The organism is Fictibacillus solisalsi, from assembly GCF_900103485.1.
GTDB classification, from domain to species: Bacteria; Bacillota; Bacilli; order Bacillales; family Fictibacillaceae; genus Fictibacillus_C; species Fictibacillus_C solisalsi.
The window spans coordinates 21,422-38,092 of record NZ_FNHW01000007.1; the positions used below are offsets into that span (position 1 = coordinate 21,422).

The 16,671-nt window shown below is 45.3% G+C and carries 19 protein-coding genes; 16 read left to right on the forward strand and 3 right to left on the reverse strand.

The features are described 5' to 3' along the window. The first annotated feature begins 68 nt into the window (after positions 1-68). Together BLT53_RS22905 and BLT53_RS22910 are read left to right on the forward strand one after the other, a co-directional pair. Positions 69-509 (forward strand): MarR family winged helix-turn-helix transcriptional regulator, encoded by a 441-nt coding sequence (locus tag BLT53_RS22905; RefSeq protein WP_090239315.1) that lies wholly within the window; start codon positions 69-71, stop codon positions 507-509. 15 nt (positions 510-524) lie between these two features. Continuing rightward, entirely contained in the window at positions 525-3,677 is a 3,153-nt protein-coding gene (locus BLT53_RS22910) for an efflux RND transporter permease subunit (protein ID WP_090239332.1), read from the forward strand. A 91-nt stretch (positions 3,678-3,768) separates the two neighbouring features. On the opposite strand, the gene BLT53_RS22915 is transcribed toward BLT53_RS22910, so the two are convergent. Together BLT53_RS22915 and BLT53_RS22920 are read right to left on the reverse strand one after the other, a co-directional pair. Further along, positions 3,769-4,059: a YjcZ family sporulation protein gene (locus BLT53_RS22915; protein ID WP_090239334.1), complete on the reverse strand. Its 291-nt coding sequence runs from the start codon at positions 4,057-4,059 to the stop codon at positions 3,769-3,771. A 178-nt stretch (positions 4,060-4,237) separates the two neighbouring features. Next, complete coding sequence (locus tag BLT53_RS22920; RefSeq protein ID WP_090239337.1) at positions 4,238-4,585, reverse strand: Mpo1-like protein; 348 nt, start codon at positions 4,583-4,585, stop codon at positions 4,238-4,240. Between the two features lie 168 nt (positions 4,586-4,753). On the opposite strand from BLT53_RS22920, the gene BLT53_RS22925 reads away from it, so the two are divergent. The 9 genes from BLT53_RS22925 (at position 4,754) to BLT53_RS22965 (ending at position 11,525) form a co-directional block, all read left to right on the forward strand. Continuing rightward, positions 4,754-5,044, forward strand: a complete 291-nt coding sequence (locus tag BLT53_RS22925; protein ID WP_090239340.1) for a hypothetical protein — start codon at positions 4,754-4,756, stop codon at positions 5,042-5,044. A gap of 69 nt (positions 5,045-5,113) precedes the next feature. After that, the gene (locus tag BLT53_RS22930) at positions 5,114-5,653 is read left to right on the forward strand and encodes a general stress protein (protein ID WP_090239342.1); all 540 of its coding nucleotides are present in this window, start codon (positions 5,114-5,116) and stop codon (positions 5,651-5,653) included. 154 nt (positions 5,654-5,807) lie between these two features. Continuing rightward, positions 5,808-6,680 carry a GNAT family N-acetyltransferase gene (locus tag BLT53_RS22935; RefSeq protein ID WP_170834481.1) on the forward strand — a complete coding sequence of 291 codons (873 nt, stop codon included), beginning with the start codon at positions 5,808-5,810 and terminating at the stop codon, positions 6,678-6,680. 95 nt (positions 6,681-6,775) lie between these two features. Beyond that, entirely contained in the window at positions 6,776-7,396 is a 621-nt protein-coding gene (locus BLT53_RS22940; RefSeq protein ID WP_090239346.1) for a TetR/AcrR family transcriptional regulator, read from the forward strand. A gap of 242 nt (positions 7,397-7,638) precedes the next feature. Next, positions 7,639-8,184, forward strand: coding sequence for an RNA polymerase sigma factor SigX (locus BLT53_RS22945; protein ID WP_090239349.1), 546 nt, complete (start codon positions 7,639-7,641; stop codon positions 8,182-8,184). Then, the gene (locus BLT53_RS22950) at positions 8,171-9,520 is read left to right on the forward strand and encodes a hypothetical protein (protein ID WP_090239351.1); all 1,350 of its coding nucleotides are present in this window, start codon (positions 8,171-8,173) and stop codon (positions 9,518-9,520) included. The genes BLT53_RS22945 and BLT53_RS22950 overlap by 14 nt, the downstream gene beginning before the upstream one ends. Positions 9,521-9,731: 211 nt before the next feature. Then, entirely contained in the window at positions 9,732-10,061 is a 330-nt protein-coding gene (locus BLT53_RS22955; protein ID WP_090239353.1) for a PadR family transcriptional regulator, read from the forward strand. Continuing rightward, the gene (locus tag BLT53_RS22960) at positions 10,051-10,599 is read left to right on the forward strand and encodes an HAAS signaling domain-containing protein (RefSeq protein ID WP_090239355.1); all 549 of its coding nucleotides are present in this window, start codon (positions 10,051-10,053) and stop codon (positions 10,597-10,599) included. The genes BLT53_RS22955 and BLT53_RS22960 overlap by 11 nt, the downstream gene beginning before the upstream one ends. A 2-nt stretch (positions 10,600-10,601) precedes the next feature. After that, entirely contained in the window at positions 10,602-11,525 is a 924-nt protein-coding gene (locus BLT53_RS22965) for a DUF4097 family beta strand repeat-containing protein (protein ID WP_090239358.1), read from the forward strand. Between the two features lie 39 nt (positions 11,526-11,564). Here the strand turns inward: BLT53_RS22965 and BLT53_RS22970 are convergent, their stop codons facing one another. Then, a complete protein-coding gene (locus BLT53_RS22970; protein ID WP_170834482.1) occupies positions 11,565-12,497 on the reverse strand; it encodes a DMT family transporter in 933 nt (310 codons plus the stop codon). 128 nt (positions 12,498-12,625) lie between these two features. On the opposite strand from BLT53_RS22970, the gene uvsE reads away from it, so the two are divergent. The 5 genes from uvsE to lepB all read left to right on the forward strand — a co-directional run bounded on the left by uvsE (position 12,626) and on the right by lepB (position 16,658). Then, positions 12,626-13,591: a UV DNA damage repair endonuclease UvsE gene (gene uvsE, locus BLT53_RS22975; protein ID WP_090239363.1), complete on the forward strand. Its 966-nt coding sequence runs from the start codon at positions 12,626-12,628 to the stop codon at positions 13,589-13,591. A gap of 149 nt (positions 13,592-13,740) precedes the next feature. Next, positions 13,741-14,463, forward strand: coding sequence for an SDR family NAD(P)-dependent oxidoreductase (locus BLT53_RS22980; protein ID WP_090239366.1), 723 nt, complete (start codon positions 13,741-13,743; stop codon positions 14,461-14,463). Further along, a complete protein-coding gene (locus BLT53_RS22985; RefSeq protein WP_090239369.1) occupies positions 14,463-15,485 on the forward strand; it encodes an S-adenosylmethionine:tRNA ribosyltransferase-isomerase in 1,023 nt (340 codons plus the stop codon). The genes BLT53_RS22980 and BLT53_RS22985 overlap by 1 nt, the downstream gene beginning before the upstream one ends. 1 nt (position 15,486) lies before the next feature. After that, a complete protein-coding gene (locus BLT53_RS22990) occupies positions 15,487-15,840 on the forward strand; it encodes a VOC family protein (RefSeq protein WP_090239372.1) in 354 nt (117 codons plus the stop codon). A 269-nt stretch (positions 15,841-16,109) separates the two neighbouring features. After that, positions 16,110-16,658: a signal peptidase I gene (gene lepB / locus BLT53_RS22995; RefSeq protein WP_090239374.1), complete on the forward strand. Its 549-nt coding sequence runs from the start codon at positions 16,110-16,112 to the stop codon at positions 16,656-16,658. Positions 16,659-16,671: the final 13 nt, after the last annotated feature.

Here is a 16,671-nt window from a genome sequence, read left to right on the forward strand (position 1 = left end):
TTGTTCTTTTGTTGAACAGTTCAACTCTTGAACTAATTATGGTCTAATAAAAAACAGAGGTGAATAGAATGGATGTTGGTAAATGGAAAAGCATTTTCGGCCGGTATGAAGCGGCTTCCTTTACGGTGAACAAGCGGTTTGGTTCGATGATCAAAGAACAGCTTCAGGATGTGCTGACCGTTGAGCAGCAAATGACACTGAGTTATATCAAACGGTTTGGCTCTTGTACGACTACAGAGCTGGCAGAAGCCTTTTGTGTGCAAAAAAGTGCGATTACCGCCATTGTCACGAGGCTGGCGGAAAAGGGATACATTCACCGGATCAGAGATGAAAAGGACCGGAGAATCGTTTATCTAAAATTGACAGAGGAAGGGTCTAACGTTTTTCAGTGGGGAGAAGAAAAAGTGTTTGAAGTGGTTTCTCCTTATTTAAAAATGTTCAGTGATGAAGAGATAGAAACTTTCTTAACTCTGTATGAAAAGCTGGCATCCCAGGTGAATGAAGAATAGGAGAGGGGAAACAGAATGAAAGCTGTGCTAAAAGCAAAGTGGGCTATTGCCGTTGTCTGGATTGCTCTGGTTGCGGCCCTGGTGCTGCTGGCACCCAATATGGCGGATCTGGTTCGTGAAAAAGGGCAGATCAACGTTCCTGACGGGTATTCTTCCAGCTACGCTCAGAAGCTTCTTGATGATGTAGACAAGAAAGAGAAATCAGCGGATGAATCACAGGTGGCGCTTGTGTTTCATAAGGATCAAAAACTGAGCAGTAATGACCTCAAAGAAATAAAAACCGCCATGCATCAATTGAGACAAGATAAAAAAAATGCGGGGATTACGGAGGTTCTCACCCATTTTGAAAATAAGGAGCTGAAGGATCAGCTTGCGTCAAAGGATGGGAGAACCGTTCTTTCCCTTGTGACGGTCAATACGGCGAACAAGGAAGCGGCCGAGATTTCCGATTCCCTCTATAGTGAGTTAAAGGATGTTAACGTTCCTCACTACTTTACGAGCAGCTGGATGATCGATGAGGATGTGGTGGCAAGTTCACAGGAAGGATTAAAGAAAACGGAATACATAACCGTCATTTTCATTCTGGCCGTTCTGTTTGTCGTTTTCCGTTCCTTTGTTGCACCGCTCATTCCGCTTGTAACCGTCGGAATCTCGTATATTGCGGCACAGTCCATTGTAGCCTTTTTGGTGGACCGCTGGAATTTCCCGCTCTCCACGTTCACGCAAATTTTCCTGGTTGCGGTTCTTTTCGGAATCGGGACCGATTACTGCATCCTTTTGCTCAGCCGGTTTAAGGAAGAAATGGGCAGGCATGAAAGCTTGCCGGAGGCTGTTCTGGCCACGTATAAAACGGCAGGCAGAACCGTATTTTTCAGTGGCCTTGCCGTGATGATCGGCTTTGCAGCGATTGGTTTTTCCACTTTTAAACTCTACCAATCTGCTTCGGCTGTAGCGATCGGTGTAGCTGTGCTGCTGCTTGCTCTATTAACACTGGTGCCGTTTTTTATGATGGTTCTCGGCAGCAAGCTGTTCTGGCCATCGAAAGCGGCAATGGAGCACAAGCAAAGCAAAATTTGGGGAGCGGCCGGTTCATTTTCATTTAAGCGCCCGCTCTTGACCCTCATTATTGTTGCTGCAATCGTCACTCCTTTTCTGGCAACCTATGACGGCGATCTATCATTCAATTCGTTGGATGAAATCGGAGATAAGTATAATTCTGTTAAAGCCTTTAATGTGATTTCAGAAAGCTTTGGACCGGGAGAGTCTCTTCCTGCCAAAATTGTACTGAAAAACGACGAACCCATGGACAGCTCAGAGTATATGGCGACGATTGAAAAGATCAGCCGGGAAGTCGAGCAGGTGAACGGTGTTGACCGGGTGCGGAGTGCCACCCGTCCAATTGGTGAGCAATTAAAAGAATTGCAGGTTACCAAGCAGGCAGAGTCACTGGATGACGGACTGGCCAAAGGGAATGACGGACTGAAGAAAATCAGCGGGGGTCTTTCCAAAGCAAGCTCAAGCTTAAATGATTCCCAGCCAAAAATGAAACAAACGACCGATGGAATCGGTGAACTTGTAAATGGTACTAACAAACTGAAGTCGGGAATCGGTGACTTGTCCGGTGCGCTTTCCCAAATTGAAAAAGGGATGCGTGACGGTTCCCAAGGTGCAGGAGATTTGAAGGCCGGCGTAGAGAAGGCGAAATCGAGTGCGCATCTGCTGGCCAACAGCAGTCAACAGCTTCTTTCCGGCTATCAGGCAATGGAGAACGGACTCGGAAAGCTGCAAGGCGGTTACGCTCAAGTGGGTCAGCAGCTGAAGACTACAGCTAACGGCCTTTCCCAGCTGCAAGGCAGTTTTGCTCATCTTGAATCCAAATACAGCAGTGAGGATCCAAACCAGGATATTAACAGAGACCCGCAATATCAGGCCATTAAAGGCACCTTCACCCAATTGCAGGAAGGACTCGGCAAGATGGCCGGCGGGCTCGAGCAGCTGAACGGAAACTTGAATACCGTTAAGGCCAATATGGGTAAGGCAAACGATGGTCTCGGCAAGGTGGTTTCTGGTCAAAAGCAACTGGCTGACGGTCTTGGTTCGATTTCGGCAGGTCTTGGCGAGCTTGAGTCAGGAATCAATAAAGCAGCAGCCGGCCAGCAGCAGGTAATTGCAAAATTGCCTGAAGTGCAGGGGGGGCTAGCGAAGATAGCCGGAGGGCAGGAACAGCTGAAAAGCGGCCTCGGGCAAATGGATTCCCAGCTGGCAGAGCTGTCTGACGGGCTAAATTCCAGCGCCAAAGGCATAAAGAAGGTATCTGGCGGAATTGACTCGGCCAATGATTACCTTCAGTCGCTGTCTTCAGCAAAAGATCCCGAGATGGCAGGCTGGTTCTTGCCTGAGGATGTTCTAAAAGATAAAGAGTTTCAGCAGGTGTTTGACGAGTACATGCCGGGTGACCGGAAATTGACCACACTGGACGTGATTTTTAAGGAAAATCCGTATTCACAGGATGCACTGGGCCAGGTGGATGAAATCAAGAAAGCCGTGAAGCGGGCAAGTACCGACACCAACCTTGAAAATGCGAAGTTTGGGATCAGCGGCGTCACAAGTATCTATTCTGATCTGAACGATATATCTGCTTCCGACTATTCCAGAACCGTCGTATTGATGCTAGTGGGAATTGCGATTATTCTCATCATTATGCTGCGTTCCTTTATCATGCCGCTGTACATTATCGCTTCATTGATTTTGACATACTATACAGCCATGGCGTTTACCGAATCGATTTTTGTGAACCTGCTCGGGTATTCGGGCATTAACTGGGCAGTGCCGTTTTTTGCCTTTGTCATTCTGGTGGCTCTTGGCGTAGACTACAGCATCTTCCTGATGGACCGGTTTAACGAATACAAGTCGCTTTCTGTTAAAGAAGCTATGCTGTTATCCATGAAAAATATGGGGACGGTTATTATTTCAGCGGTTGTCATACTGGGAGGAACATTTGCTGCGATGTATCCTTCAGGAGTTCTCTCGCTTCTCCAGATTGCAACCATTATTTTAAGCGGGCTGCTGCTTTATGCGTTTGTAATTTTGCCGTTGTTTGTGCCCGTTATGGTCAAAACCTTTGGAAAAGCAAACTGGTGGCCTTTCATGGAAACCAAAAAAGAATAGTGTCAATCAAACAGTGTGCGGAGAGCACACTGTTTTTTTGCAAGAAAACAAAAAAAGAGACAAGATATAAAATCTTGTCTCCATGGGTGGATTAGCAGCCGCCTTTTCCGCAACCGCTGATGAAGCCACCATCATCATGGCCGCCTCCGCACCACGAACAGCCGATGATAATCAACAGAATGAACAGAACGACGATGATCGCAAAGCCGCGGCCAAAACCACAGCCACCAAAGCCCGGATATCCATACCCATAGCCAAATCCGCCAACACCGCCGAATCCTACGCCGCCAACCCCAGCGCCTCCGAATCCACCAGCGAATCCTGGGCCGCCATAGCCGTATCCGTATCCAAATCCTTGACGATTATTTCTGTAACCAGACAATGTGTAGATCTCCTTTCTTCCAGCATTTTTATAAAAAGTTACTTGCCATATAGAATATGAAAAATGGCTGGAAGGGTTTGGACATCTACTGGGACAATGGTGGAATTTGCCGGGTTTTAAGAAGGCGAAATTTAGCGAATTTCTCCGGAAATACTTCAATGGGCTTTGGAAAACAGAGTTAAAATGATCTCTTTTTCAATTCATGCTCAAGTCTTCCGGTGAGTGTGAAGAAAAACATTTTAAAATCGGCGCGCAAAGACCAGAGAGGATGGCCAAAAGTGGCCGGTTTGTTTCCTTCGATAAAAAAATGGCTGTACCAGGCCAGACCATACGCTGTAATTGGAGCAGCCAGCAAAAACCATGCGTTTATCGTGGCACCGAGTGCGAGAAAGATAAAGACAAGGGATGTACCTGTAAAATGCCAGGCCCTTGTGCTTTTCTTGGAATGCTGCGCTAAATAAAAGACCCAAAATTCATCAAAGGTCTTAATTTCCGGTTTCTCTGCCCGGTGATCAACATGATGCATAGCAGTTTTCCTCCTTCAAAGCTTGTGTATATTCATTTCGATGCCCATCTCTTTTTTCCTTTAATAGGTAGATGTTGCCCTCGTCACCATGCAAAAAAAGATTAGCTTTTTGACATAAGGGTAAATTAACGGAGACAAGTGCTACAGGAAAAAAAGGAAGGTGCCAATATGCTAAAACCACAAACAAAAGAACGCCTTAATGTGCTGTATTCTCTTTTGGGGCAACAGCTTCAAAATGAAGACTTTAATGAAGACCGACTCCAGAAAATCACTGAGATCAGCCAGCTTCTAAAGGAAGATGTGGAAGTAGGAGAACAGACGACAGAAGTCTTTAATGACATTGTTTCCGTAGGCCAGGACGCCATGGAAACCAAGCAGGATAAAAAAGAATTCCTTGCCTCCAAATCCAGAGAGCTGAATGAGTATTATGAACACCTGAAAAAGTTGATGGAAGAATAAATAGTTTGAAATTAAACGTTCCGGGGAACACAAACAAATGAAAAGAGTCTAAATTTGGAGGGATTACAAATGGATGAGAAAAAAATAGTTGGTGTTTTTTCAACAGAAGAAGAAGCGGTGTCTGCGATCAATTCGTTGAGAGAACGAGGCTATGCGGAAGGTGACATCTCTGTAATCGCCCGGGATAAAGAAGAAAGGCGCCATATTGAGGATGAAACGGGAACCAAAGCTGGAGAAGGCGCTGCTGCAGGTGCGGCGACAGGCGGTGTTCTTGGAGGTGTGAGCGGTCTTCTTGCTGGACTTGGAGCCCTTGCGATTCCGGGAATCGGACCAATTGTAGCAGCAGGTCCAATCGCGGCTACTTTAGGTGGAGCAGCCATTGGAGCTGGAGCTGGCGGTCTGGTCGGGGCATTGGTTGGTATGGGCATTCCTGAAGATGAGGCTGAGGAATATAACAATTATGTGGAAAGCGGAAAAATTCTTGTTCTTGTGGACGCAGATAAGGAACGCCGGGAACACGTTTACGATACCTTCCGAACCAACAACACGCTGAACTCCCGTTATTACGACAGAGATCTGCCGGGAGAAGACAGCGGCAAAATCTATTAATAAGCTAAAAAACCTGAAGAAAGCTAAAGCAGCGTAAACAGTTGCTTTAGCTTTTTATATTGCGCCTTTTGTCGATGAAATGTTGTTGATTAGAAGAGGGAGTTGGTGTAAAAATAAAATAAAACGACTAGTCATTTTATTGGAGGGGATTGGATTGTTGACATTCAAAAAGTTCAGCACATTGAGTTTTGAAGAAGCGGTTCATCTGTTCAATGAGGGGTTTAAGTATTATTTTACAGATATTCATCTTACGGTGGATGCTCTATTAAAAAAGATGGCCAATGAGGAGTTGTCACCGGAGCGTTCCCTGGTCGTCTATGATCAAGATAAACCGGTAGGATTTGTTCTGAATGGTTTCAGAACCATCAATGGCCAGCAGGTTTCCTGGAACGGAGGAACAGGGATTGTTCCCGGCTACAGGGGAAAGGGGACTGGCAAAGAACTGATGAAAGCCTGCATGGAGCTATATAAGCAGGAAGGGGTCAACTACCTTATGCTTGAAGCGATCTCCGAAAATACAAAGGCCATTAAACTGTATGAGAAAATGGGGTATAAAAAAAACGATGACCTGATTTTCTATGTTTCTAACGAAAGTCTGTCCACGGATGCCTTCTCTTACAACGGAAACTATAATGTGGTTCATGCTCTTCCGCAAGAGGTAGGAGTTCTTGATTTTTATAATCATTTTTCGCCATGGCAGACACAAGCCCAAGGTCTGGCAAGTGCTGAGGCAGTGGTAGTAAAATCAGGTGATGAACCAGTGGGATATGCGCTGTACCGATGCGTCAGAAACAGTGAAGGCAAGATTGAGAGCATCGTCCTTTATCAGTGCGAAGGAAAACCGGATATTAATGAGAAGGAAGATGTGATCTTGTGCTTGCTGCATTCTGTATTTCAACCCGCCCTTACGGATTGCAAGCGCATGACCTTCAATTTTCCCAAAAGCAACGAACCTGCATGCCGGGCGTTACAGAATGAAGGTTTCTCGACCACCATTGAACAGGTGCATATGTCAAAAACAATTTAACACCCCGGATTTTCAGAAAATTAAAAGGGTTTTGGACGTTCGCACAGAAAAGGGTGTGCATACAACCATGAGATCAGTACATTGGGGGAAAAAGCATGCCAAAGGTTTCAGAGCAGTATAAAGAGGAAAAGAAAAACTTAATTTTGCAGGGAGCGCTCCGCTGTTTTGGTGAAAAAGGATATGAGGCGACCACGATCGACGATATTGTGAGAGTGTCCAATTTAAGCAAAGGAGCTATCTATAACTACTTTACCAGCAAGGAAGAAATCTATTTGCAGCTTCTTCAGGGAGAAACAAAGGACTTTTTCCTGGAGGTTCAAAGCGAATACCATACCTTAAAGACGGCCACTGAAAAATTGCGGTTTTTATTTCAGCGGTTTCAGAAACAGCTGCTTACAGATGAGAGGCGAAAATCCTTCAGGCTCTACACAGAGTTTTGGCTGTACAGTGCCCGTCAGGAGGATTTAATGAAGCTGATGGAGGAACGGTATAGGGAGTTCACTGGATTTATCCAGGAAATTATAGAAGAGGGGCAGGAATCAGGCGAATTCAAACCCATGGATGCCGAATTCATTGCTCAAATTTTTTGGGCCATCCGTGACGGAAATGCACTTCATTCTTCACTGCTTGGTGAAGAAAAAAAATATAAAAAAACATGGGAAATGATTGAGGAGTTTTTTATTAGCGGCATTTCTTCATCAACCAGTCGGGAGTAAGCCATGTCTCCCGATTTTTTTATGCCATAAAGACGAATAATTTCCCGGGTTATAAATGATTGTGTCGAAATAACGCCACGTTTTCCTCGTTACAAACGGTTGTCTGTCAATTAGGCTCGTATTTTATCAACTGGTTATACATTGCCATTTACAGGAAATGAAGTAAACTTAAATTTGGGTTTTTTTGCAACCTTTTGATCAGGTGTATCGACTAATGAGTAGATAGACAGGGGGGCAACGCAGTGAATGACTCGTTTGACCGGTTGTATGGTGACTATCATCAATCTCTGTTTCAGTTTATTTTTTATATGGTCAGGGACAGGGAGGCAGCGGAAGATATTGTTCAGGAAGTTTATATCAAGGTGTTAAAAGCATACCAAACGTTTCAGGGAAAAAGCTCTGAAAAAACGTGGCTGTACTCGATTGCCAGGCATGTCACGATAGACTGGATCCGCAAGCAAAACCGGCGGAAGAAAAAACTCCTTTTTTTCAACCTGTCGCAGAAGGAAAATCAGCTTGCGGATCTTCAACCGCTTCCGGATGAGTTCATCACACAACAAGAATCGGTCAAGGAACTGTACCGCGCATTAGCCAGCTGTACGATCCAGCAGCAGCAGGTACTGGTTCTGCGTTATATCCAATCGCTTTCCATTTCAGAAACAGCCGCAATTCTTGGCTGGACGGAGAGTAAGGTAAAAACTACACAGCATCGGGGCCTTAAGAAACTTAAAGGGCTGCTCGACCAGAGGCCTGGTTTGGAGGAGGAATGGAAAGATGGAATCGTCTAAATGGACAGAAGAAGAGATTCAGAAACAACTGGAGAAAATGCCCTCTGTTAAAGATAAACGTTCAAAAGAATTCATCTTCCATGAAATTGAAGGAAAACTGACAGCGTCGTCCTTACATAAAAGAACGGCCAAAAAAACGTGGATGATGCCGGGTCTGGCCATGGCGTGTTTGCTGGCGATTGTCTTCATTCTCATGCCCTTTCCTTTTTTCAAAAAGGAAGCTTCGGCACCAGGCCCGCCGGACCGCACACTGCCAGGCAGAAACCAGGTGAAGCCGGATGTGGTAGCTAGGGATCCTGAGCCGCCTGCAGGAAGAGTGGATGCAAGCGAACATGAAAATAATGCTCCCATAAAGGAGAAAGAAAAGGACCGGCCGAATCCGAAAATTAAAAAGCCGCAGAACAAAAATCAAGGCAGCACTGCCCCATCAACGCAAAAAGAGATCCCGGCGGATAATAAAACCAGCGGAGATGAGGAAGCACCTCCTGTGACAGTCAAGGCATCAAGTGATGAGAACTACCACTCTCCTCTTATGAAGGATGAACTGAATAAGCAGCTAAAAGAAGGAAAATCACTGGTGACCGTTGCCTATAGCGATGATCAGGCAGAGTTGGTGGTCCCGCTCTCCTTTCTTGTAAAGGGAGGAGGAACGTATGCGGATAAGGTGGAGGATGTGCTTGGTTCGTTCCACCCGGAAAAGGTCGGTCTTCAGCCTACACTTCTGAACCAGGCAAAGCTGTCTGAAAAGGCGGGAGCGGTTGTTGTTAATCTTCCGGCAGGATCTGTCTCATCTTCTGAAGAAGCATTGCTTCCAAAAGTGTTGGGCTATACGTTTGGTTATAGTGAAGGCTATTCCAAGGTGAAGTTGGAAACGGATGGGAAACCAGGCTATGAATTTTCCAATCTGGGTCCAAAGGAAGAATTGGATGTTGACGGAGTAAGAGGAGGCCCCGCCTTTTCTTATATGACCTCAACGGGGGATGAATTTCTTGTAGACAGCAACGCAACCACCTTTGCGAAGCCGGCTGAAAACCTTGAGAAAGCCATGGATCAGATGAAAGAAGGCTATAAAGACAAAAAGCTTGTGCCGGCTGTACCAGAGGATACAACCCTCCATGCTGACCGTTCAGGAGCGAAAGCAACAGTTACTGTAAAAGTAAAGGGCAAAACGGACGATGAAGAAACTCGCAAAATGATAGATGCGGCCCTTGTGACCGCAAAAAACTATGGAAGCGATACGGTAGCCTTTGATAATGGAGCCGGCACCGAACAAGAGGCAGACGAACAGAAGACAGAACAGGTTGGTGCCGTCAATTTTATGGAAACCAAAGAATAGTAGCCGTTAACAACCAGGTGGATGGTCACCTGGTTGTTTTTTATTTAGTACCTTGCATTATACAGTAGTGAATGTTATTATATAGCTGTAAAGTAAGAATATGGTATTTTTAAGATATTTTTATCAACTTGTATTTTTTCAAAAAATACTTGGTATTCCCCATCGAAATACTCATTTAGAGCCCGTAAGCGGGAAGAAGGCGGCGGTCACAGTGAATGCCCAGTTTAAAAAAGGAATTTTGGAGCTATGTGTGCTGGTACTCACAGCGAAAGGTGATAAATATGGCTATGAATTGGTGCAAATGATCTCGGAAAAGTTTTTCATTGCGGAGGGAACAGTTTACCCGCTATTACGAAGGCTGACAAAGGAAGGGTACTTCTCGACGTATCTGAAAGAATCGACCGGCGGTCCCCCGCGTAAGTATTATACGCTGACAGAGGAAGGAAGAGCCTACATGGAATCGCTGGTATGTGAATGGAACACTTTTTATGAGGGCGTCAACTTGATCGTTAAGGAGGGATTAGGGGATCATGCAGAATAAATTCATGTCCGAGCTGAAAGAACAATTACAGGATCTGCCGAAAGCTGAGCAGCAGGATATTTTATATGATTATGAGGAGCACTTCCGGTCAGGGCTTGAGGAAGGAAAAACAGAAGAAGAAATCGCAGTTTCTCTTGGTCAGCCCCAGGCGATTGCGCGGGAAGTAAAATCGGAGTTTCGTGTGAAGGAGGCAAAGCCGGTCCCGTCCGCTGATTCGGTTGGCAAGGCGATCCTTGTAACCGTGGCACTCGTTTTCTTTAACCTGATCTTTATTATCGGCCCGTTTTTTGCGATTGCAGGTACACTTCTCGGTCTGTTTGCATCATCCCTGGCATTGCTGCTGTTTCCGTTTGGCTTATTATTCAGCTGGCATCAGCTCAGCGGTGCACCCGATTGGCTCATGGGGGTGTTTGCCATGCTTACTTCGCTGGGAGCAGGCGTATTGATGGTAGTGGGTTCCATTGTCCTTACGCGCTGGTTTTACCGATTAACCATCAAATATCTTCAATTCAATGTCATGATGATTAAGGGGAGTTAGGGATGAATTCAATATTGAAAAAGCTGGCAGTCATTGCGGCGTTTTGCCTGGGAGTCGGGCTGATTGGGATGTGGAGTGTTTATGCTGCATCAGAACCTTCTGTTTTTTCCTTTGAAAAAAGCAAAACACGAGATTTATATGATGAGAAAACACTTCCTGCAGATGCGGTCAAATCTATAACGATAAAATCCAATACCGCAGATCTACTGGTTAAAGAATCAGACACGGAAGATGCGAAGGTTGTGCTCGAAGGTCAAAGAGGGAATGAGGACGACTACACCCTGAAAGCTGAACAGAATGGCGGAGAGCTGGATATTCAGGTCGTTGAAGAAAATCGTCTTTTTATGTTTGGTTTTCATAGAAGTCCGAAACTTACAGTCTATCTTCCTGCTAAATCGTATCATCAGTTCAAGGTATCTACTGACACGGGAGACGTCAGCTTTCCCAGCGTAACAGCGGACCAGGCAGAGATTGAAACAGATACGGGTGACATTCAAGCTACAGGGGTGTTTAAGGTAAACAGACTGAAGGCAGAAAGTGATACAGGGGATCTCTCCTTCAATGAATATAAGGGCTCCAGCATCGATTTAAAAACCGATACCGGTGATATAAAAGGCGGGGGAATATCAAAACATGCGAAGGTAGCCATAAAAACGGCTACGGGAGATATAGAAGAACTGACCATGGAAAGCGCCTTAAGGAATGTCCATATTGAGACCGACACCGGGGATGTGGGTCTCACCATGGAACAGCCTCCTGCCTCCATGGAACTTGAAGCTTCTTCCTCTACCGGTGATATTACCGTCTCCCCGGAATGGAAAGTCTCTTATTTAGAGAAAAGCGACCATAGAGCGGAAGGAAAAGCGGGAAAAGGCGGTCCGGAAATCAGGATTAAAACCGATACCGGTGATATTGATCTGAATTAAATACAAAACGAAAACTGCCTGGATTCCAGGCAGTTTTTTTTACATAGCTTTATTGATATTGACGGATTTCGCCGGTGGGCCTGTGCTTTTCTGGCGGGCCAGTCCGAGGTAAATGCCTGCCACAATGAGCAAAAGGGCGAGCGTATGATACCAGTGGATCTTTTCACTCAGGAAAAGCGCGGCGAAGAACAAGGAACTGATGGGCATGACGTTTAAAAATAAGGTGGTTTTGCTTGGACCAATCTCTGAGATCGCCATGTTCCACCAGGACGTGCAAAGAGCGGTTGCAATACAGCCGGAGAATGCCATCACTTCAAAAGCAAAAAAGTTTGCATGATAAACCGACGGCTCCACGGGAAACAGGAACCACATGATCAGTAAAAGCAATGCGCCAAACATGTGGCTGAAGGTCGTTACCTGAAAGACGGATGCCTGTTTTACCGCTTGTTTGATCAACAGGCCGCCAGCTACATAAGCAAGCATGGAGAGAAATACAATCAGGTTCCCTTTTGCAGGATCTGTTCCGGCTGAACCGGGATGGCCGACGACAATAAGGACGCCTGTAAAGCCGAGTCCGATGCCGATAAAGCGTTTAAGGTTGAACTGATCACCAAGTAACAGCATGGCCAAAAGAGAAGTGGTCAGCGGGTTTAGCCCAAGGATGAGTGAACCGGCTGAGCCTGACGTAAACCGCAGTCCCTGTGAGATCAAAAGCTGATGCAGGAAGATCGAGGTAAAGCCGACCAGAAAGATGAGTCCCCAGGCAGACAACGGCAGCTTTTTGATTCCTGGTTTCCATTTGGAATAGGTAAAAATAAGCAAGCATAGCGCGGCCATTGAAATTCTCCAGGCAGACAGCTGCACAACAGGGAAAATTCCTGAAAGGTATTTAATCATAATGACATTGAGGCCCCAGATAATCGTTACGATACTTAATGAGATTAATATAAGGTAAAACTTCCTTTTTTCCATCCTGTTATCCCTCTGTCTTTTATTGTTCTGCCATCGAATATATACCTGTTTCAAGAATTTGTCTATAACACGTCTGATAAAAGAAATACTTTTTTGGGACATACTGTTAGTAGAAATGAGGTGACAGCATGACAAAAGTCCGACTTGGCTATGTAGCGATGAGCATGGAGCTGCAGAATGCCTCTCCATCCCAAACGATGACCTATGCCCGTTTTTCCCAGATTGAGGACCGCGGGGCAGCACTAAGAAAACTGGAACGGATCGCAAAATCCAACCTGGAGAACACGCTTCGTCTGTTAAGGCACAATGCCGCCAATGACATCCATTTTTATAGAATGACATCCCGGCTGATTCCGCTGGCCAACCATAAGGAATTGCTCGACTGGAAATACATGCTGCCATTAAAAGAGTCACTTCGGGAAGTTGGAGATTTCGCAAAAAAGCATGAGATGAGGCTTGATTTCCATCCGGATCATTTTGTGCTGATTAATTCCCCGAAGGATGAAATTTTAAAGAATTCAATACAAACGCTTAACCTTCATTATAAAATCCTGCAGGGCATGAACATTGATCCGGTCCACCGCTGTGTCATGCATGTTGGCGGAAACTACAAGGAAACGGATGTGGCACTTGAGCGTTTTATTCATAACTGGATGTATGTACCCCACCGGCTTCAGGAGATGATCATGCTTGAAAATGACGACTCCTCGTTTACGCTTGAAGACACTCTGTATCTTTGTGAAAAACTGGGGATTCCTCTGGTCTTTGATTATCATCATCATCTCGCCCACCATAATAATGAAAATTGGCAGGAGAACTGGGAGAGGGTAGTCCATACATGGTCTCATTCCCCTCTGCCGCTAAAAATTCATATTTCCAGCCCGAAGAGTGAAAAGGAATTCCGGCACCATGCGGACTTTGTTGATCCGGATATGCTTTTTCGTTTCCTGGACGGAATAAAGGGAAGTGTTCAGCAAGTCGACTGCATGATAGAAGCGAAAAGCAAGGATAAAGCACTGTTTCAGCTAATGGAGGACATTAAAGAGAGAAAAGAGGCAGAAGTGATTGATGGAGCTTCTTTCTATTTAAAATAAGCACGTGAAAACCCTTGAGAGATAAGGGTTTTTTTCTTTTGTCGGAAAAAGCGAAATAAAAAAGGTTGACGTTAGAAATTTCAAACAATTATAATTAAGATACTTATTAAACAAAAATGTATAAAAAGTATAAAAAGGAGGTAACAACGATGAAAAAAGTAGTAATGATTACTGGAGCTTCACAGGGGTTAGGAAAGGCGCTTGCTCTTTATTTTGCAAAGGAAGGAAACGACCTGGCGATTTGCGCAAGAAGACAAGGTCCACTGCAGGAAGTGAAAAAGGAGGCAGAGGCGTACGGAGCAGATGTTCTTGCGGTGACCGCTGACGTTTCGGAATCCAAGGACGTGGAACGGTTTGTGGCACTGACAGAGGAGCATTTCGGGCACATTGATGTATTGATTAACAACGCTTCCATGCTCGGACCGAGCCCGATGCCTTATCTCTTGGACTATCCGGAAGAAGATTTTGCTGAAGTTATCCGTGTTAATTCTCTCGGGCCGTTTCTTGTGACAAGGCGTGTGCTTCCTGCCATGCTAAAGCGGAACAGCGGCAGTATCATTAACGTTACATCCGAAGCGGGGCATACCGGGTTTGCAGGCTGGGGGGCGTATGGCATTTCCAAGTTTGCGCTGGAAGGGTTGACTGAAACTTGGGCAGACGAGGTAGGCGAGACCGGAGTGAGAGTCAACATGGTTGACCCGGGGGAAATGGATACAGAAATGCACGCCATGGCCGTCCCGGACTGTGATTACGAACTGGCAAATCCTCATGACCTTGTCCATGTGTTCGGATACCTGGCATCTGACGCATCCAAAGAAAACGGAAAACGATTCAGTGCCCAGGAATTCACTCTAGAAGGAAGTGGGCAGTGATGAGCGCAGCTCTTTCTTTTGTTCTTCCCGACGAATTAAATGCCAGCATGCCGCCTGAGCGGCGGGGCATCCGCCGGGATTATGTAAAAATGATGGTGATTGATAAAAAAGAGGGAACCACCACTCATTCGCATTTCTACAAACTGGATCATTATTTACAGGCGGGAGATGTTCTTGTGCTGAATGCGAGCCGAACCATACCGGCAGTCCTAAAAGGAAATTTAGCGGATGGCACAGTGGCCGAGGTACGGCTGGCGCACAAAAAGAGTGATCAAAACTGGGAAGCTCTCATACTTGCTGACGAGGTGAAATCAGGTGACACCATTCACTTTTCTCCTGTATTGACCGCAACGGTTGTAACAGCAGCAACCGACAGACCCTTCTCCCTACTGGCATTTAACCTGTGCTGCACCGCTCTTTATGATCAGATCTACCAAATCGGACAGCCAGTACGTTATGAATACATCGAAACACCGTGGGACCTGGATTATTACCAAACGGTATTTGCAACGTCTCCAGGTTCGGTGGAAATGCCCTCAGCCGGACGTGCATTCAGCTGGGAGCTCCTTTTTCGCCTTCAGAAAAAAGGGGTAAGAATTGAGTATGTTGAACTGCATACCGGTTTGAGTTATTTAATGGACGATAAATGGCATCTGGAACCAAGGGAAAACCTGGAGGAGTACAGCATTCCGGAAAAAACGGCGGCAGCAATTCGGAAGGCCAAAAGAAATGGCCATAAAGTGATCGCAGTGGGAACCACCGTTGTCCGTGCTTTGGAATCAGCTGTTGATACCAAAGGCCATTTAAAAGCAGCCAGAGGCTGGACCAACTTATATATTACAGGGGCGACGAAGCTTCAAGTGGCAGACGGACTGATTACCGGACTGCATGAACCAGAAGCGAGCCATCTCGACCTTCTTTCTGCTTTTGTCTCTCCCCAGCACCTTCATGTCTCCTATAAGGAAGCCATCGGTCAAAAATATTTCTGGCATGAGTTCGGCGACATGAATTTGATCATTTAGAATGAAAACGGCCGGAGTTCATCATTACGGAATTGTCGTCCGAAACCTGGGGGAAGCTGCAGATTTTTATCTAAAGGCATTCAATATGAAGGTTATCATTGAAACGGAGTGGGAGGGGGAGACCCTTCTGTTTGTCGGAAATGATGAACAAAAGATTGAACTGATTCAGCAGAAAAAAAATCAGGATGACGGTGCCCATACCGCTTTTCAAATTGACTGCATAGAGGACATGATTCACCGGTTACAGAACGAGGGTTTTCTCCCTTTGGAGGGGCCGTTTCTTTTAAACAATGGCTGGAAGACGGTTTTTTATGAACTTCCGGAGGGCGGCTGGGTTGAATTCATTGAAGAATAATAGGAAGACCGGAAGAGGACTTCTTCCGGTTTTTTAGATGGGAATCACTTTATATTACTTAGTAATACCTAGAATAAATTTGTAAAATCTTTCAAAAGTGATTGCGTCTGCTCCCTTTTTGTTACAATAAGGGATAGGTATCCATACCGGCCATAACGCAGTGGGAGTTGGACATAAAGTGCGTGACCATTTTATAAACTATACGGTACAATAAGAAGATAAACCGTTGGAAATTTGTTTCAATCTTAATGAAGAAAGGTGTGAACCGTATGGAGCAAAAAGAGAAAAAAGGGAATGAACTCTTCAGCTGGATTAAGTCCATTGTCTTTGCTCTTGTTCTTGTTTATATTATTAAAACTTTTTTCTTCGCGCCTTATATGGTTGAGGGAGCTTCTATGTCTCCAACATTGCATAATCACGATAAACTCTATGTCAACAAAATCATCTACTCTGTAACCGAGCCGAAAGTCGGTGACATCGTTATCATCAAAGGCGAGGACAAACGCTATGTAAAGCGTGTGATCGGAGTGGAAGGCGATACCATCCAGGTAAAGAAAGATAAGCTTTTGGTCAATGGAAAGCCCGTGAAAGAACCGTATTTGAACCAGAATAAAAAACAGGCAAGAACCCTCGGTGTTTATTTAACAGAAGACTTTGGCCCAATTAAAATTCCCAAAGGAAAATGTTTTGTTATGGGGGATAACCGGCTGAACAGTATGGATTCCCGAAACGGCCTTGGTCTGATTAATATCGATTCCATTGAGGGCAAATCCGAAGTGGTCATTTATCCATTCAAAGACATCCGAAAAACAGATTAACACGAAAAACCTG

Coding starts and splice junctions, on each gene's coding strand:
- BLT53_RS22905 (WP_090239315.1), top strand. CDS start 69: ATGGATGTTGGTAAATGGAAAAGCATTTTCGGCCGGTATGAAGCGGCT.
- lepB (WP_090239374.1), top strand. CDS start 16,110: ATGGAGCAAAAAGAGAAAAAAGGGAATGAACTCTTCAGCTGGATTAAG.
- BLT53_RS22960 (WP_090239355.1), top strand. CDS start 10,051: ATGCAGAATAAATTCATGTCCGAGCTGAAAGAACAATTACAGGATCTG.
- uvsE (WP_090239363.1), top strand. CDS start 12,626: ATGACAAAAGTCCGACTTGGCTATGTAGCGATGAGCATGGAGCTGCAG.
- BLT53_RS22965 (WP_090239358.1), top strand. CDS start 10,602: ATGAATTCAATATTGAAAAAGCTGGCAGTCATTGCGGCGTTTTGCCTG.
- BLT53_RS22990 (WP_090239372.1), top strand. CDS start 15,487: ATGAAAACGGCCGGAGTTCATCATTACGGAATTGTCGTCCGAAACCTG.
- BLT53_RS22930 (WP_090239342.1), top strand. CDS start 5,114: ATGGATGAGAAAAAAATAGTTGGTGTTTTTTCAACAGAAGAAGAAGCG.
- BLT53_RS22980 (WP_090239366.1), top strand. CDS start 13,741: ATGAAAAAAGTAGTAATGATTACTGGAGCTTCACAGGGGTTAGGAAAG.
- BLT53_RS22940 (WP_090239346.1), top strand. CDS start 6,776: ATGCCAAAGGTTTCAGAGCAGTATAAAGAGGAAAAGAAAAACTTAATT.
- BLT53_RS22985 (WP_090239369.1), top strand. CDS start 14,463: ATGAGCGCAGCTCTTTCTTTTGTTCTTCCCGACGAATTAAATGCCAGC.
- BLT53_RS22925 (WP_090239340.1), top strand. CDS start 4,754: ATGCTAAAACCACAAACAAAAGAACGCCTTAATGTGCTGTATTCTCTT.
- BLT53_RS22970 (WP_170834482.1), bottom strand. CDS start 12,497: ATGGAAAAAAGGAAGTTTTACCTTATATTAATCTCATTAAGTATCGTA.
- BLT53_RS22910 (WP_090239332.1), top strand. CDS start 525: ATGAAAGCTGTGCTAAAAGCAAAGTGGGCTATTGCCGTTGTCTGGATT.
- BLT53_RS22920 (WP_090239337.1), bottom strand. CDS start 4,585: ATGCATCATGTTGATCACCGGGCAGAGAAACCGGAAATTAAGACCTTT.
- BLT53_RS22950 (WP_090239351.1), top strand. CDS start 8,171: ATGGAATCGTCTAAATGGACAGAAGAAGAGATTCAGAAACAACTGGAG.